This window comes from Dorea sp. 210702-DFI.3.125 (genome assembly GCF_020560945.1).
Lineage (GTDB): Bacteria > Bacillota > Clostridia > Lachnospirales > Lachnospiraceae > Dorea > Dorea formicigenerans.
The window spans coordinates 23,659-47,418 of record NZ_JAJCNF010000014.1; the positions used below are offsets into that span (position 1 = coordinate 23,659).

At 42.2% G+C, this 23,760-nt stretch carries 21 protein-coding genes and 1 other RNA gene; 20 read left to right on the top strand and 2 right to left on the bottom strand.

Going from position 1 to position 23,760, the window contains the following annotated elements; all coding sequences use genetic code 11:
- Positions 1-29: 29 nt before the first annotated feature.
- The 12 genes from LI164_RS08275 to LI164_RS08330 all read left to right on the top strand — a co-directional run bounded on the left by LI164_RS08275 (position 30) and on the right by LI164_RS08330 (position 14,513).
- Positions 30-1,571, top strand: coding sequence for a peptidoglycan binding domain-containing protein (locus tag LI164_RS08275; RefSeq protein WP_227086995.1), 1,542 nt, complete (start codon positions 30-32; stop codon positions 1,569-1,571).
- 25 nt (positions 1,572-1,596) lie between these two features.
- Entirely contained in the window at positions 1,597-2,727 is a 1,131-nt protein-coding gene (gene tgt / locus LI164_RS08280; protein ID WP_117606052.1) for a tRNA guanosine(34) transglycosylase Tgt, read from the top strand.
- Positions 2,728-2,964: 237 nt separating this feature from the next.
- On the top strand, positions 2,965-3,270 hold the full coding sequence (yajC, locus tag LI164_RS08285; RefSeq protein WP_005331150.1) for a preprotein translocase subunit YajC: 306 nt from the start codon (positions 2,965-2,967) through the stop codon (positions 3,268-3,270).
- A gap of 51 nt (positions 3,271-3,321) precedes the next feature.
- Positions 3,322-4,242, top strand: a complete 921-nt coding sequence (locus LI164_RS08290; RefSeq protein WP_117606053.1) for an alpha/beta hydrolase — start codon at positions 3,322-3,324, stop codon at positions 4,240-4,242.
- Positions 4,243-4,244: 2 nt separating this feature from the next.
- Positions 4,245-6,065 carry a DUF6320 domain-containing protein gene (locus LI164_RS08295; protein ID WP_117606054.1) on the top strand — a complete coding sequence of 607 codons (1,821 nt, stop codon included), beginning with the start codon at positions 4,245-4,247 and terminating at the stop codon, positions 6,063-6,065.
- Between the two features lie 22 nt (positions 6,066-6,087).
- Positions 6,088-6,864 (top strand): uridine phosphorylase, encoded by a 777-nt coding sequence (gene udp, locus LI164_RS08300; protein ID WP_117606055.1) that lies wholly within the window; start codon positions 6,088-6,090, stop codon positions 6,862-6,864.
- A gap of 4 nt (positions 6,865-6,868) precedes the next feature.
- Entirely contained in the window at positions 6,869-7,567 is a 699-nt protein-coding gene (gene deoD, locus LI164_RS08305) for a purine-nucleoside phosphorylase (protein WP_005331146.1), read from the top strand.
- Between the two features lie 147 nt (positions 7,568-7,714).
- Positions 7,715-8,797, top strand: a complete 1,083-nt coding sequence (gene leuB, locus LI164_RS08310) for a 3-isopropylmalate dehydrogenase (RefSeq protein ID WP_005331145.1) — start codon at positions 7,715-7,717, stop codon at positions 8,795-8,797.
- Positions 8,798-8,843: 46 nt separating this feature from the next.
- Positions 8,844-10,517, top strand: a complete 1,674-nt coding sequence (gene ilvD / locus LI164_RS08315) for a dihydroxy-acid dehydratase (RefSeq protein ID WP_005331144.1) — start codon at positions 8,844-8,846, stop codon at positions 10,515-10,517.
- Positions 10,518-10,540: 23 nt separating this feature from the next.
- A complete protein-coding gene (ilvB, locus tag LI164_RS08320; RefSeq protein ID WP_117606056.1) occupies positions 10,541-12,217 on the top strand; it encodes a biosynthetic-type acetolactate synthase large subunit in 1,677 nt (558 codons plus the stop codon).
- Positions 12,218-12,265: 48 nt separating this feature from the next.
- Positions 12,266-13,348: a 3-phosphoserine/phosphohydroxythreonine transaminase gene (serC, locus tag LI164_RS08325; protein WP_005331142.1), complete on the top strand. Its 1,083-nt coding sequence runs from the start codon at positions 12,266-12,268 to the stop codon at positions 13,346-13,348.
- Between the two features lies 1 nt (position 13,349).
- Complete coding sequence (locus tag LI164_RS08330) at positions 13,350-14,513, top strand: phosphoglycerate dehydrogenase (protein WP_117606057.1); 1,164 nt, start codon at positions 13,350-13,352, stop codon at positions 14,511-14,513.
- Between the two features lie 191 nt (positions 14,514-14,704).
- Here the strand turns inward: LI164_RS08330 and LI164_RS08335 are convergent, their stop codons facing one another.
- Entirely contained in the window at positions 14,705-15,922 is a 1,218-nt protein-coding gene (locus tag LI164_RS08335; RefSeq protein WP_117606058.1) for a ribose-phosphate pyrophosphokinase, read from the bottom strand.
- Between the two features lie 205 nt (positions 15,923-16,127).
- Between LI164_RS08335 and der the strand changes: the two genes are divergently transcribed.
- The 8 genes from der (at position 16,128) to rnpB (ending at position 23,157) form a co-directional block, all read left to right on the top strand.
- Entirely contained in the window at positions 16,128-17,456 is a 1,329-nt protein-coding gene (gene der / locus LI164_RS08340; protein WP_005331138.1) for a ribosome biogenesis GTPase Der, read from the top strand.
- A gap of 3 nt (positions 17,457-17,459) precedes the next feature.
- Positions 17,460-18,101 carry a glycerol-3-phosphate 1-O-acyltransferase PlsY gene (plsY, locus tag LI164_RS08345; protein ID WP_117606059.1) on the top strand — a complete coding sequence of 214 codons (642 nt, stop codon included), beginning with the start codon at positions 17,460-17,462 and terminating at the stop codon, positions 18,099-18,101.
- Between the two features lie 14 nt (positions 18,102-18,115).
- Positions 18,116-19,129 (top strand): NAD(P)H-dependent glycerol-3-phosphate dehydrogenase, encoded by a 1,014-nt coding sequence (locus LI164_RS08350; protein ID WP_117606060.1) that lies wholly within the window; start codon positions 18,116-18,118, stop codon positions 19,127-19,129.
- Positions 19,130-19,534: 405 nt separating this feature from the next.
- Complete coding sequence (gene spoIVA, locus LI164_RS08355; RefSeq protein WP_215684076.1) at positions 19,535-21,007, top strand: stage IV sporulation protein A; 1,473 nt, start codon at positions 19,535-19,537, stop codon at positions 21,005-21,007.
- Between the two features lie 118 nt (positions 21,008-21,125).
- The gene (locus LI164_RS08360) at positions 21,126-21,596 is read left to right on the top strand and encodes a molybdenum cofactor biosynthesis protein B (RefSeq protein ID WP_117606063.1); all 471 of its coding nucleotides are present in this window, start codon (positions 21,126-21,128) and stop codon (positions 21,594-21,596) included.
- On the top strand, positions 21,596-22,294 hold the full coding sequence (locus LI164_RS08365; RefSeq protein WP_117606064.1) for an MBL fold metallo-hydrolase: 699 nt from the start codon (positions 21,596-21,598) through the stop codon (positions 22,292-22,294). The genes LI164_RS08360 and LI164_RS08365 overlap by 1 nt, the downstream gene beginning before the upstream one ends.
- Entirely contained in the window at positions 22,295-22,747 is a 453-nt protein-coding gene (rnhA, locus tag LI164_RS08370; RefSeq protein ID WP_005331130.1) for a ribonuclease HI, read from the top strand. It begins immediately after the preceding gene.
- Between the two features lie 46 nt (positions 22,748-22,793).
- Positions 22,794-23,157, top strand: an RNA gene (gene rnpB, locus LI164_RS08375) — RNase P RNA component class A.
- A gap of 141 nt (positions 23,158-23,298) precedes the next feature.
- Here rnpB and LI164_RS08380 read toward each other — a convergent pair.
- Positions 23,299-23,754 (bottom strand): aspartate carbamoyltransferase regulatory subunit, encoded by a 456-nt coding sequence (locus LI164_RS08380; protein ID WP_117606065.1) that lies wholly within the window; start codon positions 23,752-23,754, stop codon positions 23,299-23,301.
- Between the last annotated feature and the right edge of the window lie 6 nt (positions 23,755-23,760).

Here is a 23,760-nt window from a genome sequence, read left to right on the forward strand (position 1 = left end):
GTGAACTAGAAAAGGGGAGTTTGACGAACATGTTTGGAAAAAAGAAGAAAAACGAGTACGAAGAAGAAGTAGTAGAAGAAGGCAGAGACGAGTTTGACGTAGATTATAATGACGATGAAGATTTCGAGACAGACTTTGTATCTCTGGACGAAGATGAAGATGAGAAACCAAAGAGAGGCGGCATTGGCAAGAAGGTAGGTATCACGTTTGGTGTGATCTTAGCAGTTCTGGTAGTTGCTTATGTTGGCATGGCGTTTTACTTTGACAGTCATTTTATGTTCAACACAACGATCAATGGTAATAATTTTGCATTGAAGAGTGTTGCACAGGTGGAAAAATATATGGAACAACAGGTTGCGGATTATACTTTGACACTTCAGGAATCTGACGGCGACAGTGAACAGATTACAGGAAGCGAGATTTCTTTGGAATATGTGCCGGGAGATGAAGTTAAAGAGTTGGCAAAGAAGCAGAACAAGTTTCTTTGGATTACATCTCTGTGGGAGAAGCCGGTGATTGAGGCAAAGATTGGAGTGAAGTATGATGAGAATGCACTTGCAAGGCGTATTGAGAGTTTGAATTGCCTGAAAGAAGAGAATCAGGTGGCTTCTGTAGATGCGCATCCAGAATTCCAGAATACAGAGTTTGTGGTCGTGCCAGAGGTCATTGGTACGCAGATTGATACAGAGACATTTAATAAAGATATCAGAGAGTCGATAGAAGGATTCCAGGATACCTTGAATCTGACAGATACGAACTGCTATATCAAACCGAGATTTTTATCAGATTCCCAGGAAGTAGTGGCAGCAAAGGATACCATGAACAGCTATCTTGGAGCGAATGTTACATATGACTTTAATCCGAATACAGAAGTGGTAGATGCATCTGTCATTTCACAGTGGGTGATTGTGGATGCAGATATGAACGTTACATTTAATCAGGAAGCAGTAAAAGAGTATATTGCTGCTCTTGCAACAAAATATAATACGAAAGGAAAACCGCGTCAGTTTACAACTGCAACAGGCAATACTGTCACAGTTGAAGGTGGCGGTTATGGCTGGAAAATCAATCAGGATGCAGAGTATGATGCATTGATCGCCAATATCCAGAATGCTGAGACTGTAACAAGAGAGCCGGAATATTCCAGTCGTGCAGCCAACCATACTGCAATGGATATGGGAAATACATATGCAGAAGTCGATCTTACCACGCAGCATATGTGGTTTATTAAAGACGGACAGATTGCGCTGGAGACCGATATTGTAACAGGTAATCCGAACAAGGGAAATGCGACACCGCAGGGAACCTATTCTTTGGCATACAAGTCAAAAAATAAGACACTTCGCGGAACAAAGAAACCAGATGGAACTTACGAGTACGAGACATCGGTTGCTTACTGGATGCCATTTAATGGAGGTATCGGATTCCACGATGCAACATGGCAGTCTTCATTTGGAGGCAACAGATATTTAAGTCACGGTTCACATGGCTGTGTTAATATGCCGAAAGATAAAGCGGCGGCACTTTATGACCTGATTCCGGATGGATGCCCGGTAGTATGTCATTATTAAAAAAAGAAAAAGAGAGGGAAAGATCATGTATGAATTATTAAAGACAGATGGTCTTGCCAAAAGAGGAAGATTACATACAGTACATGGGGTCATTGAGACCCCTGTATTTATGAATGTAGGAACTATTGCGGCAATCAAGGGCGCGGTGTCAACAACAGATCTGCAGGAGATTGGGACACAGGTTGAATTATCCAACACATATCATCTTCATGTAAGACCGGGAGATGAGGTCGTAAAGAAACTTGGCGGTCTTCATAAGTTTATGGTGTGGGACAAGCCGATTCTTACTGATTCCGGTGGATTTCAGGTGTTTTCGCTGGCAGGGCTCAGAAGAATAAAAGAAGAGGGAGTATACTTTAACTCTCATATCGATGGAAGAAAGATTTTTATGGGACCGGAGCAGAGTATGCAGATCCAGTCCAATCTGGCCTCCACCATTGCGATGGCATTTGACGAGTGTCCGTCCAGTGTTGCAGACCGGGATTATATGGAAAATTCTGTGAACCGTACGACCAGATGGCTTAAGAGATGTAAAGCAGAGATGGACAGACTGAACAGTCTGCCGGATACAATTAACAAGCATCAGATGTTATTCGGCATCAATCAGGGCGGCGTGTATGAGGATATCCGTGTGCGCCATGCACAGGAGATTTCAGAACTGGATCTGGACGGCTATGCAGTCGGCGGACTTGCAGTTGGAGAGAGTCATGAGGAGATGTACCGGATTCTGGATGCAGTTGTGCCGCATCTGCCACAGAATAAACCGACGTATCTGATGGGAGTCGGAACACCGGCGAATATTCTGGAAGCTGTAGAACGTGGTGTTGACTTCTTTGACTGTGTATATCCAAGCAGAAACGGACGCCATGGACATGTGTATACGAATCATGGAAAGATGAATCTGTTCAATGCCAAGTATGAGTTAGATACAAGACCAATTGAGGAAGGTTGTAACTGCCCGGTATGCAGAACCTATTCCAGAGCTTATGTGAGACATCTTCTGAAAGCAAAGGAGATGCTCGGTATGAGATTTTGTGTACTTCATAATCTATATTTCTATAATAAGATGATGGAAGAGATCCGCGAGGCAATTGAGGCAGGAAGATACAAAGAATATAAAGAAGAGAAGCTTCGCAGAATGGCAGAGGGCGAGTAGATCACAGGCAGATCAGAAAAATCGCAGATGATATCAGCGGGGAGATGACTCCCACCTCGCAGCAAGAATGCCGAGGCATTCTTGAATTGGTACAGGAACGGGCAGAATTTTCAGGTGAGAATTGTAAAAATAGAAAATATTTATAAAATCGCGTAGAAATGATGAAAATATCTTGATGAAAATGTCAAATTCCTGTATAGTAGAAACAGTGTTTAATGAAATTTAGGAGGAAATATTATGTACGCATTGGCAGCACAGAGCGCAGGAACAAACTGGGTAGTACTGATTTTGGTATATGTAGTAATATTCGGTGGATTTTATATGTTATTCATGCGCCCACAGAAAAAAGAGCAGAAGAGAATCCAGGAGATGATCGCAGAGATGGAAGTCGGTGATACCGTACTTACAACAAGCGGTTTCTACGGAGTAATCATCGACATTACAGATGATGATCTTATCGTAGAGTTTGGTAATAATAAGAACTGTAGAATCCCGATGCAGAAAGCAGCAATCGCACAGGTTGAGAAAGCATCTGCTGAATAGGAAGATGAGGAGTGAAGAAGAATCCCGGGACCGGGGTTCTTCTTTTTCTATATGGCGATCAATCATTCTATGAAGAAGATTTTAAAGGCACTGTCGTTTGACGGGATTGAGGTGGAGGCAGCCAGACATCTTGCCAGCCTCAAAGCGATAGACCCAATGAAAATCTTTCACAAAACAATCGATTACAAGATATATAACGGAGATTATGAAGTGCCGGTGCGTATTTATCTGCCGAGAGAAAAGGTGACGGAAGATCTTCCGGTCTTTTTGTTCTTCCACGGTGGCGGCTGGGTAACGGATTGTATTGATAATTATGAAAGAATCTGTGCAAGACTGGCATCCGCGACAGAACATATTGTGGTGTCGGTAGAATACAGACTGGCGCCGGAACATCCATTTCCAACAGGTTTTATGGACTGTTATGCAGTGGCCAAAGCCATTTATACAAATCGGTTTATTTTAAATGTGAATCCTCAACGCATTACATTGATCGGTGACAGTGCTGGCGGAAATCTTGCGGCAGCAGTTTCACTGAAAGCAAGAGATGATGGGATTTTTAAGCCTCAAAGACAGATTTTGATCTATCCGGCAGTGAATAATGACTACAGTGATACTTCCAGGTTCCAGTCTGTAAAAGACTGTGGAAGTGATTATCTTCTGACAGCAGGAAAGATGTGTGATTATATTGATTTTTATGCGGCCAGAGAAGAGGATAAGAAGAATAAATATTTTGCACCACTGATGGAGACGGATTACAGAAATCAACCGGATACATTAATTCTGACAGCAGAGTTCGATCCACTTCGAGATGAAGGGGAAGAATATGGAAAACGGCTAAAGGAAGCCGGTAATTACGTGGAGGTTCATCGAATCAAAGATGCGCTTCACGGATATTTTGCGCTTGGGATCCGGTATTTCCATGTGCAGGAAAGTTTTGAACTGATCAATCAGTTCTTAGGTAGGAGGGAATAAAAGTGTTCCAGCAAAGAAGAGCATATTGGCGGAATCTGGACAATGCGGCAAAAATGTTTTCCGCTGCCAGCAGCCCGAAGGATACAAGGGTATTTCGCTTTTACTGCGTATTAAAAGAAAAGATTGACGGAAGTATTCTTAAGATGGCATTGGATCAGACAATCCAGAAGTATCCGGTCTTTCTGTCAGTCATGCGAAAAGGACTTTTCTGGCATTATCTCGAGAAAAGTGATCTGCGGCCGGTCGTAAGGGAAGAGTACAAGGAACCGTGCAGCCATCTTTATATAAGAGATAAAAAAGAATTATTATTTGAAGTCACCTATTATAAGAACCGGATTAATTTTGAAGTGTTTCATGCACTGACAGACGGGACGGGAGCAACTGAATTTTTGCGTGAGCTTGTGAAGAACTATCTTTATCTGATGCATGAAAAGGATGGTCTGGAAAATGTGATCCTTACGGAGCAAGATCTGACAGTAAAAGATCAGGAGGAGGATGGTTTTGGCCGTTACTACAATCCAGATGAGCGTGGCACGAGAAAGAAAAAGAATCATGCTTATCAGATTCGCCGGGAGAGTAAGGAATATGAAGAACTTCAGATTGGAGAGACGACTGCCTCAGTAAAAGAACTTCTGGAAGTATCAAGAAAACATGGCGTATCCATGTCTGTATTTTTGACGGCAGCGATGATCTGTGCGATTCATGAAGAACAAAGTAAGATTCAGGAAAAAAAGCCTGTAATTTTAATGGTTCCAGTGAATTTGAGAAAAATTTTTCCATCTGATTCTATGCTGAATTTTTTTAGTTATATTGAACCGGGATATCGTTTCGGGGAAGGCAAAGATTCTTTTGATGATGTGCTGGAAGCAACAAAGCAGTATTTTGAAGAAAATCTGTCAAAAGAAAAAATTGCGGAACGTATGAACAATTTGATTGCCTATGAGAAACATAAAATTTTAAAATGGGCGCCACTGGAACTGAAGAACCGTTGTATCAAGATGGGAGCGAAGCTTGCAGAGCGGGAAGTGACAGCAGTATTGTCCAATATGAGTGTGGTGAAGATGCCGCCGGAATATGCAAAATATATTGAACGTTTCGGAGTTTACACAAGCACCATGCGTACAGAGCTTTGCGTATGCTCTTTTGGAGATACATTGTCATTTGCGTTTACTTCCAGATATGACAGCACGAATATTCAGCGTAATTTTTATCGCATATTGAAGGAACAGGGAATCTTCGTAAAAAAAGTGGAAGCAGATTACCCGAAAGAGGCTAAACCCAATTATGAAGGAAAGAAAGTATTTCAGATTTTTAATTTCTGCTGTATTGCAGCAGTTGTTCTGTGTATCATGTTAAATCTGATCCTGACACCAGATTTACACTGGTGGATATTTGCGGTAGCAGGAGGATTTAGTATGTGGCTTGCATTTGCAACCGGATACCTGAAACGTTATAATTTACTTAAGAATGCGATGTGGCAGTTGCTTATTGTGAGCATAGGAAGTATTTTGTGGGATATTTTCACAGGGTGGCACAGGTGGTCGGTAGATCTGGTATTGCCGCTAGTCTGCCTGATCGTGGAGATATTGATGGAGTTGATTGCAAGGATCCAGTCACATCCGCCAAAAGAATATATGATTTACTATGTAATGGCATCGGTCTACAGCATGGTATTGCCTCTGATTCTGATGGCGACAGGTGTGATCTTGTACCGTGCATTTGCAGTTATCTGTGTGGGCTTAAGCTTTTTATTCTTTATAAGACTACTTCTATTTAGAAAAAAAGAATTTAAAGAAGAAATGTATAAAAAGTTTCATGTGTAATGATGCGAAGGAGGTATGTCATATGATTAATTATTCAGAAGACAAAGACAGACAGTATCACGTACAACTGGAAGAAGGGGATGTTGGGAGATATGTGATCCTGACCGGAGATCCAAAGCGCTGTCAGAAGATTGCAGAACATTTTGAAGATGCTCTGCCCGTAGCAGACAGTCGTGAATTTACAACTTATACCGGCTATCTGGAAGGGGAGAAAGTCAGTGTAACGTCGACCGGGATTGGAGGTCCGTCTGCGGCAATCGCACTGGAAGAACTGGCAAATGTAGGAGCCGATACATTTATCCGGGTGGGAACAAGTGGAGGTATGCAGTTAGAGGTAAAAAGTGGTGATCTTGTCATTGCTACAGGAGCAGTCCGCATGGAAGGAACAAGCAAAGAATATGCGCCAGTTGAGTTTCCGGCAGTATCGGATTTTCATATCACGAATGCGCTTGTAGAAGCAGCAGAAAATCTGAAAATTCCTTATCATGTGGGGGTGGTGGAATGTAAAGATTCTTTTTATGGGCAGCATGCACCACAGACGAAGCCTGTTGGATATGAACTGTTAAATAAATGGAATGCATGGGTTCAGTGTGGCTGCCTGGCCTCAGAGATGGAATCAGCAGCACTATTCGTTGTGGCAAGTTACAGGAAAGTACGGATTGGAACGGTTCTTCTTACAATGGCGAACCAGGAGCGGGCAAAGAAAGGACTGGATAATCCAATCGTGCATGATACAGAGGCATCGATTCGTACAGCAGTAGAAGCACTTCGTATACTGATCAGAAAAGAGAGGAGATAATGCTATGGGAACACCACACAATGAAGCAGAAAAAGGAGAGATTGCAAAACGAGTTCTGATGCCGGGAGATCCGCTTCGTGCAAAATATATTGCGGAACATTTTTTGGAAGATGCAGTATGTTTTAATACTGTGAGAAATATGCTCGGATACACGGGAACTTATAAAGGAGAGAAGATTTCTGTTATGGGAGGCGGTATGGGAGTTCCGTCGGTCGGAATCTATACTTATGAACTGTACCATGAATATGAAGTGGAAGAAATTATCCGCATCGGCTCGGCAGGAGCCCTTCAGGATGATGTGGATCTTCGGGATGTGGTCATTGCTGTAGGTGCCTGTACAGATTCGAATTATGCCGCACAGTATAATCTTCCGGGAACATTTGCACCGATTGCGGATTATGAATTACTGGAAAGTGCCGTAAACACGGTAAGAGAGAAAGGTCTGACAGTCCGTGCCGGAAATGTACTTACTTCCGATGTATTTTATAATGATGATCCGACAGTCAATGACCGTTGGCGCAAGATGGGAGTACTTGCAGTGGAAATGGAAGCAGCAGCACTTTATATGAATGCAGCAAGAGCAGGAAAAAAGGCACTCTGCATGCTTACAATTTCCGATCATTTATACAAAGATGAAAAATTATCTGCCAGGGAGCGGCAACTGGGATTTGATAATATGATACAAATTGCATTAGATATGTGATTTTGATGGAGTATTTGCTTATTTTCTAGGTGCCGGAGCAGTTTTTTGATAGGTTTAGCGTATTAAAGTATTGAAATCTGTTAAAAAATAGGCTAATATAAAAAACATAGATTTTTTTGCAGCACTAGTCTAGGAAGGAAGATACATATGAATTTAAAAATTGGCGTGATCAAAGGGGACGGAATTGGCCCGGAAATCGTAACAGAGGCGATGAAAGTATTAGATAAAGTAGCCAAGCGTTACGGTCATAATATAGAGTACAGACAGTTACTGATGGGTGGAGCTTCCATCGATGTGCATGGTGTTCCTCTTACAGATGAGACAGTAGCAGAGGCAAAATCCTGCGATGCAGTTCTGATGGGATCTATCGGTGGAAACACAAGTACATCACCATGGTATAAATTAGAGCCATCTAAAAGACCGGAGGCAGGACTTCTCCGTATCCGTAAAGAGTTGAATCTTTTTGCAAACTTAAGACCGGCAATTCTTTACGATGAATTGAAAGGAGCATGTCCGTTAAAAGAAGAGATCACAGAAGGCGGATTTGATCTGATGATCATGAGAGAGCTTACCGGTGGACTTTACTTTGGAGAGAGAAAGACAGAAGAAGTCGACGGAGTGATGACTGCATTTGACAGTCTTACATATAATGAGAATGAAATCCGCAGAATTGCAAAGAGAGCATTTGACATTGCAATGAAGCGCAGAAAGAAAGTTACAAGTGTAGATAAAGCAAATGTTCTGGATTCTTCCAGACTCTGGAGAAAAGTAGTGGAAGAAGTTGCAAAGGATTACCCGGAAGTAACTTTGGAGCACATGCTTGTAGATAACAGTGCAATGCAGTTGGTAAAAGACCCGAAACAGTTCGATGTTATCCTGACAGAGAACATGTTCGGAGATATTCTTTCTGACGAGGCAAGTATGATCACAGGATCCATCGGAATGCTTGCAAGCGCAAGCCTGAACGAGACAAAATTTGGTCTTTATGAGCCAAGCGGCGGATCTGCACCGGATATTGCAGGACAGGGAATTGCAAATCCAATTGCAACAATTCTTTCTGCAGCAATGATGTTAAGATTTAGTTTTGACCTTGACAAAGAAGCAGACGCAATTGAGGCATCTGTGGCAAAAGTATTAAAAGATGGATATCGTACCATTGATATCATGTCTGAAGGAAAGACTCAGATCGGAACAGCCCGGATGGGTGATGAAATCGCAGCAAATATATAGAATAAAGTGTGGTATGAAAGAATAATACAAAAAGGAGAACAAAAACATGAGAAGTGATACAGTAACAAAAGGAAAACAGCAGGCACCACATCGTTCCCTTTTTAATGCACTGGGAATGACACAGGAAGAGATGGACAGACCATTAGTTGGTATTGTAAGTTCTTATAATGAAATCGTTCCAGGACATATGAATTTGGATAAGATCGTAAATGCAGTAAAACAGGGTGTTGCAATGGCTGGTGGAACACCAGTTGTATTTCCGGCAATCGCAGTCTGTGATGGAATTGCGATGGGACATATTGGAATGAAGTATTCTCTTGTAACAAGAGATCTGATTGCAGACTCTACAGAGGCTATGGCAATGGCGCATCAGTTCGATGCACTTGTTATGGTTCCGAACTGCGATAAGAACGTACCGGGACTTCTGATGGCAGCAGCCAGAATTAATATTCCGACAATCTTTGTCAGTGGAGGACCGATGCTGGCAGGACATGTAAAAGGCCAGAAGAGAAGTCTTTCCAGCATGTTCGAGGCTGTTGGAGCGAATGCAGCAGGAACACTTTCTGATGAAGATCTGTGCGAATTTGAGAACAAAGTATGTCCAACATGCGGATCTTGTTCTGGTATGTATACAGCCAACAGTATGAACTGTCTGACTGAAGTGCTTGGAATGGGACTTCGTGGAAACGGAACAATCCCGGCTGTATATTCTGAGAGAATTCGTCTTGCAAAACATGCAGGTATGAAGGTTATGGAATTATTGGAGAAAAATATCCGTCCAAGAGATATTATGACAGAGGATGCAATCTTGAATGCATTGACGGTTGATATGGCACTTGGATGTTCTACAAACAGTATGCTTCACCTTCCGGCAATCGCACATGAGATTGGTATGGATTTTGAGATTGATTTCGCAAATGGAATCAGTGAAAAGACTCCAAACCTTTGCCACCTTGCGCCGGCAGGTCCGACTTATATGGAGGATCTCAATGAGGCAGGTGGTGTCTATGCGGTTATGGCTGAACTGAACAAAAAAGGACTGCTTCATACAGACTGCATGACAGTTACAGGTAAGACAGTAGGCGAGAACATTGAAGGAGTGCAGAACAAAGATCCAGAGGTTATCCGTCCAATCGACAATCCGTACAGCCAGACAGGCGGACTTGCAGTATTAAAAGGAAATCTTGCACCGGACGGAAGTGTTGTAAAGCGTTCTGCAGTAGTAGATGAAATGCTTGTACATGAAGGACCGGCAAGAGTCTTCGAATGTGAGGAAGATGCAATCACAGCAATCAAAGGCGGCAAGATCAACCACGGTGATGTTGTTGTTATCCGTTATGAAGGACCAAAGGGCGGTCCTGGTATGAGAGAGATGTTGAACCCGACTTCTGCAATCGCAGGAATGGGACTTGGTTCCAGCGTTGCTCTGATCACAGACGGACGTTTCAGTGGAGCTTCCAGAGGAGCATCTATTGGACATGTTTCACCAGAGGCTGCAGTTGGCGGACCAATCGCACTTGTAGAAGAAGGAGACATCATTAAGATTGATATCCCGAACATGAAGCTTGAGTTAGATGTATCTGATGAAGAACTGGCTAAGAGAAAAGAAAAATGGCAGCCAAGAGAGCCGAAGGTTACAACTGGATACCTTGCAAGATATGCAGCTATGGTTACATCCGGAAACCGGGGAGCAATCCTGGAAGTACCGAAAGCTAAATAATGATAGAACAGGAGTTATAAAGTATGCAGTTGACAGGATCAGAAATCGTAATCGAATGTTTGAAAGAGCAAGGCGTGGATACTGTATTTGGGTATCCTGGCGGAGCAATTTTAAATGTGTACGATGAATTATATAAACATCAGAATGAAATCAAGCATATCCTGACTTCCCACGAACAGGGAGCAGCGCATGCAGCAGACGGATATGCGAGAGCAACGGGTAAAGTTGGTGTGTGTCTTGCAACGAGTGGACCGGGAGCTACGAATCTTGTAACAGGGATTGCTACGGCATATATGGATTCCATTCCGATTGTTGCAATCACATGTAATGTAGGAGTTTCCCTCCTTGGAAAAGACAGTTTCCAGGAGATTGATATTACAGGAATTACGTTACCAATTACAAAGCATAACTTTATTGTAAAGGATGTAAATAATCTGGCAGCGACGATCCGTAAGGCATTTGCCATTGCGAAAAAAGGCCGTCCGGGTCCGGTTCTGATTGATATTCCGAAAGATGTCACTGCAAATAAGGCAGAGTATGTAAAAGAAAAGCCTGTAGCTGTAGAGCCATCACAGAATATCTGTGAAACACAGCTTGATACAGCAGTAGAGATGATAAAGGAGGCAAAGAAGCCTTATATCTTCGTTGGTGGAGGAGCAATTTTATCCGGAGCCAGCGAAGAACTTTATACATTTGCAAAAAAAGTGGATGCACCGGTAACAGATTCTCTTATGGGAAAGGGAGCATTTCCTGGAACAGACCCGTTATATACAGGAATGCTTGGAATGCATGGAACAAAAACCTCCAATTACGGTGTCAGTGAGTGTGATCTTCTGATTGTGATCGGAGCAAGATTCAGTGACCGTGTAACCGGAAATGCACAGAAATTTGCACAGAATGCAAAGATTATCCAGATTGATGTAGATGTTGCCGAGATGAACAAAAATGTGATGATTTCTGCAGGTGTTGTAGGAGACATAAAAGTCGTTCTTGACAGATTGAATGAGCGCCTGGAACAGCAGGATCATGCAGAATGGGTGACTAAAATTCAGGAATACAAAGAAAAATATCCACTAGTTTATCATAAAGATGTATTGAGTGGTCCGTTCGTAGTAGAAGAGATTTATCGCCAGACAAAGGGCGAGGCTATTATTTCTACAGAGGTCGGACAGCATCAGATGTGGGCAGCACAGTTTTATAAATATACAAAACCAAGAACATTCCTGACATCAGGAGGACTTGGAACCATGGGATATGGTCTTGGCGCAGCTCTTGGAGCGAAGAGTGGAAGAGAAGACAAAGTGGTTGTCAATATTGCAGGAGACGGTTGCTTTAGAATGAATATGAATGAGATCGCAACTGCAGTCCGCCACAATATTCCAGTGATTCAGGTAGTCATCAACAACCACGTTCTTGGTATGGTACGACAATGGCAGAATCTGTTTTACGGACAGAGATACTCTGCGACAGTACTGAATGATGCAGTAGATTTTGTAAAACTTGCAGAAGCAATGGGTGCAGAAGGCATCCGCGCAACAACACAGGAAGAATTTAAATCAGCTTTTGAAAAGGCAATGAATCTTGGAAGACCGGTTGTCATCGATTGTCAGATTGACAGTGATGATAAGGTATGGCCAATGGTTGCGCCTGGAGCGGCAATCAGTGAAGCGTTTGATGAAGCAGATTTGAAGAATAAATAATAAACAAATTAACAGCTCAAAAAGAGCAAGGGAAATGGAGGCAATACTATGAGTAGAGTGTACAATTTTTCAGCAGGTCCGGCAATGTTACCGGTGGAGGTCCTTAAAGAAGCAGCATCAGAGATGCTGGATTATCAGGGTTCAGGAATGTCCGTGATGGAAATGAGTCACCGCTCTCAGGTATTCCAGAATATTATCGATGAGGCAGAAGCAGATCTTAGAGACTTACTGAATATTCCGGACAATTATAAGGTACTGTTCTTGCAGGGAGGCGCATCCCAGCAGTTCGCTGCAGTTCCTATGAACCTGATGAAAAATGGTGTCGCAGATTATATTGTGACAGGTCAGTGGGCGAAAAAAGCAGCACAAGAGGCAGAAAAATACGGCAAGGTGAATGTCATTGCATCTTCCGCAGATAAGACATTTTCTTATATTCCGGATTGTTCCGATCTTCCGATTGATGACGATGCAGATTACGTATATATCTGTGAGAATAATACAATCTATGGAACGAAGTACAAAGAACTTCCGAATACGAAAGGCAAGACGCTGGTTGCAGATGTATCTTCCTGTTTCCTGTCAGAGCCTCACGATGTAGAAAAATACGGTGTTCTCTATGGTGGAGTACAGAAAAATATCGGACCTGCCGGAGTTGTGATTGCAATTATCCGTGAAGATTTGATTCGTGATGACGTACTTCCGGGCACACCGACTATGTTAAAATATAAAACACAGGCGGACAAAGGTTCTCTTTATAACACACCTCCGTGTTATGGAATTTATATTTGCGGCAAAGTCTTCAAATGGTTGAAAAAACAGGGCGGACTTGCTGCAATGAAAGAACACAATGAGAAAAAAGCAAAGATTCTGTATGATTACCTGGATCAGAGCAAGATGTTCAAAGGAACTGTTGTACCAAAAGACCGTTCTCTTATGAATGTTCCATTCGTAATTGGTGACAAAGATCTGGAGGCTAAATTCGTCAAAGAAGCAGATGCAGCCGGATTTGTAAATTTAAAAGGGCACCGTACTGTCGGAGGTATGCGTGCTAGTATTTACAACGCGATGCCAATCGAAGGCGTGGAAGCATTAGTCGAATTCATGAAGAAATTTGAAAAGGAGAACGCTTAATATGTACAAATATCATTGCTTAAATCCAATCGCAGATATTGGATTGAATAACTTTACAGAAGATTATACAAAGATTGATACTGCAGAAGGTGCAGATGCGCTTCTCGTAAGAAGTGCAGTTATGCATGACATGGAGTTTGACAAAAACTTAAAGGCTATTGGAAGAGCAGGAGCTGGAGTTAATAACATTCCTCTGGATACATGTGCGGAGCAGGGAATCGTTGTATTCAACACACCGGGAGCAAATGCAAATGGTGTAAAAGAGCTTGTGATCGCAGGTATGCTTCTTGCGTCTCGTGATATCATAGGAGGAATCAACTGGGTCCAGGAGAATGAAGAAGACGGCAATATCTTAAAAGATGCCGAAAAGGCAAAGAAACAGTTTGCCGGTTGCGAAATCGAAGGTAAGAAGCTGGGAGTCATTGGACTTGGAGCCATCGGTGTTCTTGTTGCTAATGCAGCTGTACATCTTGGAATGGAAGTTTACGGATATGATCCATATCTGTCTGTGGATGCAGCATGGAGACTGTCCAGAAATATTCATCATGCAAAGACCGTTGATGAGCTTTATAAAGATTGTGATTATATCACGATCCATGTGCCGGCTATGGATAGTACAAAAGGTATGATTGACAAGAATGCGATTGGTCTTATGAAAGATGGTGTTGTCATTCTGAATTATGCAAGAAATGTCCTGGTTGATGAAGAGGCAGTAGTAGATGCACTTGTTTCCGGACATGTTAAGAACTATGTGACAGATTTCCCAACACCAATCGTGGCAGGAGTCAAAGGTGCAATTATCACACCACACCTTGGAGCTTCTACAGAAGAGTCTGAAGATAACTGTGCGAAGATGGCAGTTGCAGAAGTAAGAAATTATCTGGAAAATGGTAACATCCAGCATTCTGTAAACTATCCGGACTGCGACATGGGAGTCAAAGGTGAAAATACAAGAATTACATTACTTCACCATAATGTACCGAATATGATCGGACAATTCACGAAGATCCTTGCAGATGATAATATGAATATCGCAGATATGACGAATAAAAGCAAAGGTGCGTATGCATATACGATGATTGATATAGATTCTGATGTGACAGACAGTGTTATCGAAGATCTTACAAAAGTCAAAGATGTGTTAAGAGTACGTGTGATTCGTTAATTGGTACAATTGCAGGTTGATCAAACATAATCAGAATATAAAAAGGAATAGTGATGGAAGAGATTCTTGTAACTATTCCTTTTTTGATGTTCAAAAGTTCATAGTCTTATTTCCAATCATGAAAAATAGAACCGCCAGCTATTAACTGGCGGTCTATAAAAATGCACATATATCTGATTATGAGAAAAATCCTATAAATTTTTCTCTGCTAAATCTTTTCTGTGTCTTTCAAGAAGAGTGTGTAATCTGTCAGTCGGACTTAATACAGAACTGATAGATACATCGTGGTTCATGGAATCGATGATCAGCGCGATGAATTTACTCATATCTGCAACTGTGAAGTAGTCTCTCTCATAGAATGCAGGTGGGAGGTAAGTCAGGTTCGTAGTGATCACGCGATCAATATAACCTTTCTCATGGAATTCGTCAAATTTCTCAAATCCATCTGTGAAAAGACCAAATGTTGTACATACAAATACCTGTTTTGCACCACGGTCTTTCATCTGTTTAGCTACGTCCAACATACTTTCACCGGAAGAAATCATATCATCGATGATGATGACAGATTTCCCTTTGATATCAGAACCTAAGAACTCATGTGCTACAATTGGGTTCTTTCCATTTATGACTGTTGAATAATCACGTCTCTTGTAGAACATACCCATGTCAACTCCGATAACGTTGGAGAAGTATACGGCACGGGACATTGCACCTTCATCCGGACTAATGATCATCAGGTGATCCGGGTCAACAGAAAGGTTTGGTTCTGCGCGAAGCAGTGCTTTCATGAACTGATATGGCGGGTTGAAACTGTCGAATCCGTAAAGCGGGATTGCATTCTGTACACGCGGATCGTGGGCATCAAATGTGAAGATATTGTCTACGCCCATGTCAATCAGTTCCTGAAGTGCCAAAGCGCAGTCCAGAGACTCGCGTTTTGTACGTTTGTGCTGACGGCTCTCATACAAAAACGGCATAATAATGTTAAGGCGGTGTTCCTTACCATTAGCAGCGGAAATCAGACGTTTCAGATCCTGATAGTGATCGTCCGGTGACATGTGGTTCACATATCCGTTGACGGAATATGTCAGGCTGTAATTACATACATCTGTCATAATAAACAGGTCTTTTCCACGGACAGATTCGTTCAGGACACCTTTTGCTTCACCGCTTCCAAAACGTGGGCAATGTGCATCTACCAGATAATTGTCCTGAAGATAAGTTGCATACATTGGTGATTTTAATTCTTCACGGTAAGAGGACTGTCTGAAGTTGACAATATAGTCATTCACTTTCTGTCCCAGTTCTTTGCAGCCTTCCATAGCAATGATCTTCAGAGGGGCTCTTGGGAAAAGCTTTTCCATCTCCTTGATATCATTACTGTTACTGTTAATCGTAATGTTGTTCATAACGCTCTCCTGTTACATATAAATATTTCATTTTTTTTAATGATATTTTGTTCTAACATAACTCACATTACAGTTATATCATTTTTACCTATGTAAGGTCAATGGTATGTTTTCTATTTTATAAACTTTACAAGTTGAAGCAGATATTGTAAAATCAAGTGGATAAGATGAAAAATCGAATATTTACAGAAATGGAGATAAATATATGAGTAAACCAGTAGTAGCGATTGTGGGTAGACCGAATGTGGGTAAGTCCACACTTTTTAATGCGCTGGCAGGAGAGAAGATTTCAATTGTAAAAGACACACCGGGAGTTACCCGTGATCGAATCTACGCAGATGTCAGCTGGCTTGATAAAGATTTTACATTGATTGACACCGGTGGTATTGAACCGGAGAGCAAGGACATTATTCTGTCGCAGATGCGTGAACAGGCTCAGATTGCTATTGATACATCAGATGTTATTATTTTTATTACAGATGTAAAGCAGGGGCTTGTGGATTCCGATTCTAAAGTTGCAGATATGTTAAGAAGAAGCGGAAAGCCGGTCATTCTTGTTGTAAACAAAGTAGATAATTTTGATAAATATATGGCAGATACTTATGAGTTCTATAATCTTGGAATCGGTGATCCGGTGCCAATCTCTGCATCATCAAGACTCGGACTTGGAGATATGCTTGATAAGGTGATCGAACATTTCCCGGAGCATGCAGGAGAAGAGGAAGAGGACTCTCGTCCGCGTGTGGCAATCGTAGGAAAACCGAACGTAGGTAAGTCTTCTATTATTAACAAGCTTCTTGGAGAGCAGCGTGTGATCGTCAGTGACATTGCAGGAACAACAAGGGATGCCATTGATACGGAGATCGTGCACAATGGAAAAGAATATGTCTTTATTGATACAGCAGGGCTTCGCAGAAAGAATAAGATTAAAGAGGAACTGGAGCGATACAGTATTATCCGTACCGTAACAGCGGTGGAGCGTGCAGATGTGGTCCTTGTCGTAATTGATGCGACTCAGGGTGTGACAGAACAGGATGCCAAGGTGGCAGGAATTGCTCATGAGCGTGGAAAAGGTGTTATCATCGTGGTAAATAAGTGGGATGCTATTGAGAAAAATGATAAGACCATGCGTGAGTACGAGAATGAAGTGCGCCGTGTCCTTTCATTTATGCCATACGCAGAGATTATGTACGTGTCTGCAGTGACAGGTCAGCGTCTTCCAAAAATGTTCGATATGATTGATATGGTTATTGAGAATCAGACACTGCGTGTTGCAACAGGGGTACTTAATGAGATTCTGATGGAAGCAACAGCAATGCAGCAGCCGCCGTCAGATAAAGGAAAGCGTCTGAAGATCTATTACATGACGCAGGTAGCGGTAAAGCCGCCTTCATTTGTAATTTTTGTCAATGATAAAGAACTGATGCATTTCTCCTATCAGAGATATCTGGAGAATAAGATCAGAGAGTCCTTTGGCTTCAAGGGAACATCACTAAAATTCTTTGTGAGAGAAAGAAAAGAAAGGGATAATTAGAAAATGGAACGTTTTATATGTCTACTGATCGGGTATGCATTTGGACTGATCCAGACAGGATACATCTATGGTAAGATGAGAGGAGTTGATATCCGAAAAGAGGGAAGCGGCAATGCAGGAAGCACTAACGCTCTTCGCACGATGGGAATCAAAGCGGGACTTGTCACACTTCTTGGAGACTGCTTTAAATGTGTCTTTGCAGTTGTGACGGTTTACCTGATTTACGGAAAGACTTACGCAGACATTTTCCCACTCCTTGCCATGTATGCAGGGATGGGTGCGGTACTTGGGCACAACTATCCATTTTATCTGAACTTTAAAGGTGGAAAAGGAATCGCAGCGACAGCCGGACTGATCTTAAGTACGACAAATGTATGGATGGTTTTGATCTGTTTATTTGCATTTCTCGGAATCGTGGCAGTGACACGTTATGTGTCTCTTGGCTCCCTGGCAGTTGTGATCATTTATCTGATCGAAGTGGTTGTGTATGGCCAGATGGGCGGATTTGGTGTAAAACCGCCGTATCTTTATGAAATGTATGGAATTGCGGCATTTCTGATGTTATCCGCATTTTATAAACATAAGGCAAATATTGTAAGACTCATGAACGGTACGGAGAATAAGATCAGTATCGGAAAGAAATAATAAGGAGGAAGATTATGGCAAAGGTAAGTGTGATAGGGGCAGGAAGCTGGGGGACTGCACTGGCGCTTCTTCTGAGTAAAAACGGTCACGATGTGACTATGTGGTCAATTCTGGAAGATGAGATCCGGATGCTGGATAAAGAGCGTGAGCACAAATCAAAGCTTCCGGGCGTGAAGCTTCCGGATACAATGAAATTTACAACAGATCTTAAGAAAGCTGTAGAAGGAAAAGATTTCCTTGTACTGGCAGTGCCATCTACATTTACAAGAGGAACAGCGAAAAATATGTGCCCATATGTAGCGGAAGGTCAGATCATTGTTGATGTTGCGAAAGGAATCGAAGAGGCAACTCTGATGACACTTTCTCAGCAGATCGAGGATGAAATCCCACAGGCTGATGTAGCAGTCCTGTCCGGACCAAGCCACGCTGAGGAAGTAGGAAGAGGACTTCCGACTACTGTTGTTGTGGGAGCAAAGACGGAAAAGACAGCCGAGTATCTGCAGCAGATGTTCGCAAGTGAAGTGTTCCGTGTATATACAAGCCCGGATATGCTTGGCATGGAACTTGGCGGCTCTTTGAAAAATGTCATCGCTCTGGCAGCAGGTATTGCTGACGGAATGGGATATGGAGATAATACAAAGGCTGCACTCATCACAAGAGGAATTGCAGAGATTGCAAGACTAGGTGTGAAAATGGGCGGCGCAGTTGAGACATTTTCCGGACTTACAGGAATCGGTGATCTGATTGTAACGTGTGCCAGTGTCCACAGTCGTAACCGCAAAGCAGGTTATCTCATGGGGCAGGGCAAATCCATGCAGGAAGCAATGGATGAGGTTCAGATGGTAGTAGAAGGAGTGTATTCCGCAAAAGCAGCAGTAAAACTTGGCGAAAAATATGGAGTATCACTTCCGATCATCAATAAAGTCAGCGAAGTATTGTTTGATGGAAAAGACCCGAAAGAAGCAGTTAATGAACTCATGCTCAGAGATAATAAGGCGGAGCATACAGCACTTCCGTGGGAGAAATAATTGTAAAAGATATTAAAACAGGACGAACAACAAGAACATAAAATAGGACGAACACCTGGTATATCGAATACACTTGCTTCATGTACGAAACATTCCAATGAGCCTCTAAGGCAGTCAATCTTATCTGCAAGGGCAGTTAAGATTGACAGAGTCTCATTTCCATCGTACATAAGGCGCACGTGTTATTTGATATATCAGGTGTTCTGTATTTTTAAGAGTAAGTTTCATGCCTTCCTGCTTAAAAAGGCTCATCGGAATGTTCCTTGCAATGGAGCAAAAAACACTACGATCCGTAAATCCATAAGCAGAAAATTCATACATAGTAAGCAGAATTCTATACATACTCGGAATGTTTCCTGCATAATCTGTTAACAGTAAAACAAGTTCATGCATGGGGGTATTTTGATGGATAGATTTCAGGTATACAAAGATATCGAAACGAGGACGAATGGAGAAATCTACATTGGTGTTGTGGGACCGGTCCGGACGGGAAAGTCTACATTTATTAAAAGATTCATGGATGTGCTGGTGCTTCCGGAAATGGAAGATGAACATGCCAGAATGCGTACGCAGGATGAACTGCCGCAATCTGCTTCGGGACGCACGATTATGACAACGGAACCAAAGTTCGTGCCGAAGGAAGCAGCAAAAATCCGGCTTGCTGATGACGTGGATGTGAAGGTGCGTCTGATTGACTGCGTCGGTTATATGGTAGAAGGTGCTGCCGGTTATATGGACGGGGATTCCCAGAGACAGGTGAAAACACCGTGGTTTGCTTATGAGATTCCATTTGCAAAGGCTGCCGGGATTGGAACTAGAAAAGTAATTCATGATCATTCAACCATTGGAATTGTGATTACGACAGACGGTACCATCACAGACATTCCAAGAGAAAATTACAAAGATGCGGAGCGTATGACGATACAGGAATTAAATGGAATCGGAAAGCCGTTCATTGTACTTGTGAATTCAAAAGAGCCGCAGGGAGAACGGGCGCAGAATACCGCGAAGAATCTGGAACAGGAATATGGAGTACGGGCGCTGCCGGTCAACTGTGAAAAACTTACCAGAGAGGATATCTGCCAGATTTTATCGGAAGTCCTTTTTGAGTTTCCGATATCTGAAATTCAGTTTTTTGTTCCGAAATGGGTGGAGATGCTTCCAAGAGACCACAAGATCAAACAAGATCTGATTGAACATGTGAGAGTGATTCTGGAACGACTTACCAAAATCCGGGATGCTCTTGGAAGTATAGATGTTTCTGAGAGTGAGTACATAGATTCCTGCAAAGTGGATCAGATTGGAATGGGTCAGGGCTGTGTGAATATCAGCATTTCTATACCAGAAAGATATTATTACGAAATGTTAAGCGAGATGACGGGAACGAAGATTGCAGGACAATATGAGCTGGTTGCAACAATTCAGGAACTTGCGAAATTAAAGGAAGAATATGAAGGAGTCCGGGACGCATTTACAACTGTTCGAATGAAAGGATATGGGGTGGTCAGTCCGGTAAGAGATGAAATTACACTTTTGGAGCCGGAGCTTATCAAACAGGGAAATAAATATGGCGTGAAGATACATTCAAAGGCCCCGTCTATCCATCTGATCCGGGCGAATATTGAGACAGAGATTGCACCGATTGTCGGAACAGAAGATCAGGCGAAAGATCTTCTTACATTCATTAAGCAGGAAGCAGAAACCGAACATGGAATCTGGGAGACGAACATTTTCGGAAAATCTGTGGAAGAATTAGTGATGGATGGTATCCGGAGTAAAATTGCCATGATCGGGGATGAAAGCCAGACAAAGCTTCAGGATACAATGCAGAAGATTGTCAATGACAGTAATGGAGGACTGGTGTGCATCATCATATAAAAATGATTTACCCCCTGCATAATTTGTGCTATACTATTTTATGAATGTCAAAAAGGAACTTAAGAAAAAAAGATAAGATTTTGAATGAGATAGAAAAAATGTATGGAGGTACAATTTGATGAAAGTAGCGATTATTACTGCAAGTACAGCAGTTTATAAAGGAGAGCAGGAGGATGCAAGTGGAAAAGTAATCCGCAAGATGGTGGAGGAAGCAGGGCTTGACGTTGTGTTCATGAAGGCTCTCCCGACAGACAAAACTGTATTATCTACTGTTTTCCAGAGAATGGCAGACGGAAATCTTGCAGACCTGATCCTGACAACAGGCGGAGCAGGCTGCGGACCGGAAGACTGCACACCGGAGGCAACTATGGAAGTTGTAGACAGACCACTTCTTGGAATCCCGGAAGGTATGCGTGCACACATGCTTACACTGACAAAAAGAGCTATGTTGAACCGTGCAGCGGCAGGAATCCGTGGAAAGGTTGTGATTGTAAATCTTCCTGGAAAAGCAGGAGCTGTAAAGGAATGTCTTGGATACATCTTGCCAGAGGTCATGCATGCAGTTGAAGTGGCACAGGGAATAAAATAATGATTAAAATTACTTACCTGGAACATAGCGGATTTGCTGTTGAGTGTGACGATTATGTATTGATTTTTGATTATTATAAAGGAAATCTGCCACAGTTTGATAAAGATAAAAAAATCTGTGTATTTGCAAGTCATGTGCACTACGATCATTTTAAAAAGAAAATATTTACGTGGGCAGAAGAATATGAGAATATCCACTATATTTTATCTGATGACATTGAGGCGGCAGGACCAAAAGCTCAGACGGAACATATAGGTGCAGATGCAGATTTTAATATTTGGGATTTAAGGATTCATACACTGAAATCCACCGATGAAGGTGTGGCATTTCTTGTAAGGGTGAAAGAGAAAACATTTTTTCATGCAGGAGATCTGAACTGGTGGTACTGGGAAGAAGAGGATGATGAGACCTGGAATGAACCGATGAGACAGGCATATCAGAAAGAGATTGCAAAAATCGAGGGTGAAGAAATTGATTATGCATTTTTCCCGCTTGATTCCAGACAGGGAGAAGAGTCTGTACTTGGTATCAATTATTTTATGCAGCATACGAATACAAAGATTGTATTCCCAATGCATATGTGGGGGTATGACATTTTAGATAAGTTTTTGAAAAATTCAGTGTCGGAGCCGTATAGAGAGCGGATCATGAAGGTGAAAGAACCGGGGCAGAGCTTTTATTTCGAGGAGGAAAGATAGATGCTGGTCAGTATATACACCGATGGAGCAGCCAGAGGAAACCCGGATGGACCGGGAGGATACGGAACCATTTTAGAGTACGTAGATTCAAAAGGCGAACTTCATATAAAGGAATTGTCAAAGGGATATGAGAAGACAACGAATAACCGCATGGAGTTGATGGCAGTCATAGCTGGACTGGAAGCATTGAACCGTCCGTGTGATGTGAAGTTGTATTCTGATTCAAAGTATGTGGTAGATGCATTCAATCAGAACTGGATCGGAGGGTGGCTGAAGAAAGGCTGGAAACGTGGAAAGAATGAGCCTGTAAAAAATGTGGATCTCTGGAAACGGCTTCTGGAAGCGAAAGAGCCACACAATGTGACATTTATCTGGGTGAAAGGACATGATGGACATCCTCAGAATGAGCGATGCGATGAACTCGCAACTTCTGCGGCAGATGCAATGAGGTAAAAAAAGTTCTTTCTTTTTAGAAAAAATATGATATAATAAATACTTGCAAGTAAGACAGGTGATCGCGGCTGTAATTGCCGAAAGGCAGCAGGTGAGGAAAGTCCGGGCTTCGCAGGGCAGGGTGCCGGATAACGTCCGGTGGAGGCGACTCCAAGGCCAGTGCAACAGAAATGTACCGCCTGACAGACTCTTATGAGAATGGACAGGTAAGGGTGGAAGGGCAGTGTAAGAGACTACCGCCCGGCCGGTAACGACCGGGGCACATGTAAACCCCACTCGAAGCAAGACCGTGCAGAGACAATTTGGCGGCCCGTCAAGTCTCAGGTAGGTCGCTGGAACCTGATGGCAACATCAGGTCTAGATAGATGATCACTCAACGACATAACCCGGCTTATCGTCTTGCTTGCTTTTGTTTTATTCCAATATGGTAATAAAAAAGATTTTCAGCTTCGAAAATTGAAACTGAAAATCTTTTTTTATACATTTAATTCAATGTTTATCATCAATTCATAAATAAAAGATAACTGTCTGCATAGTTAAAACAGGAAGTTTTATTTGCGTTTACCAAGTCTTCCCTGATATTTTTCTTCGCAGTATTTGCAGCGGTATACTTCTTCGTCCGGATCGGTCAGTACGAAGACATGATCCAGTCCCTGCTCAATAGAAGTGATACAACGAGGATTTTTACAGCGAATCACATTGCGGATTTCGCGAGGAAGGTGAAGACATTTTTTTGCAACAACCTTCTCATTCTGGATAATGTTGACAGTAATGTTGTGATCAATGAAACCAAGGATGTCAAGATCCATAAAATCGATCGGACATTCGATTTTCATGATATCCTTTTTGCCCATACAGTTACTTTTTGCATTTTTGATAATTGCAACACAGCAGTCCAGTTGATCTAAGTGAAGATATTTGTAAATATCCATACTTCTTCCTGCCTGGATGTGATCCAGTACAAATCCTTCTGAGATCTGACCTACATTCAGTGTATTCTTAACCATAGTATA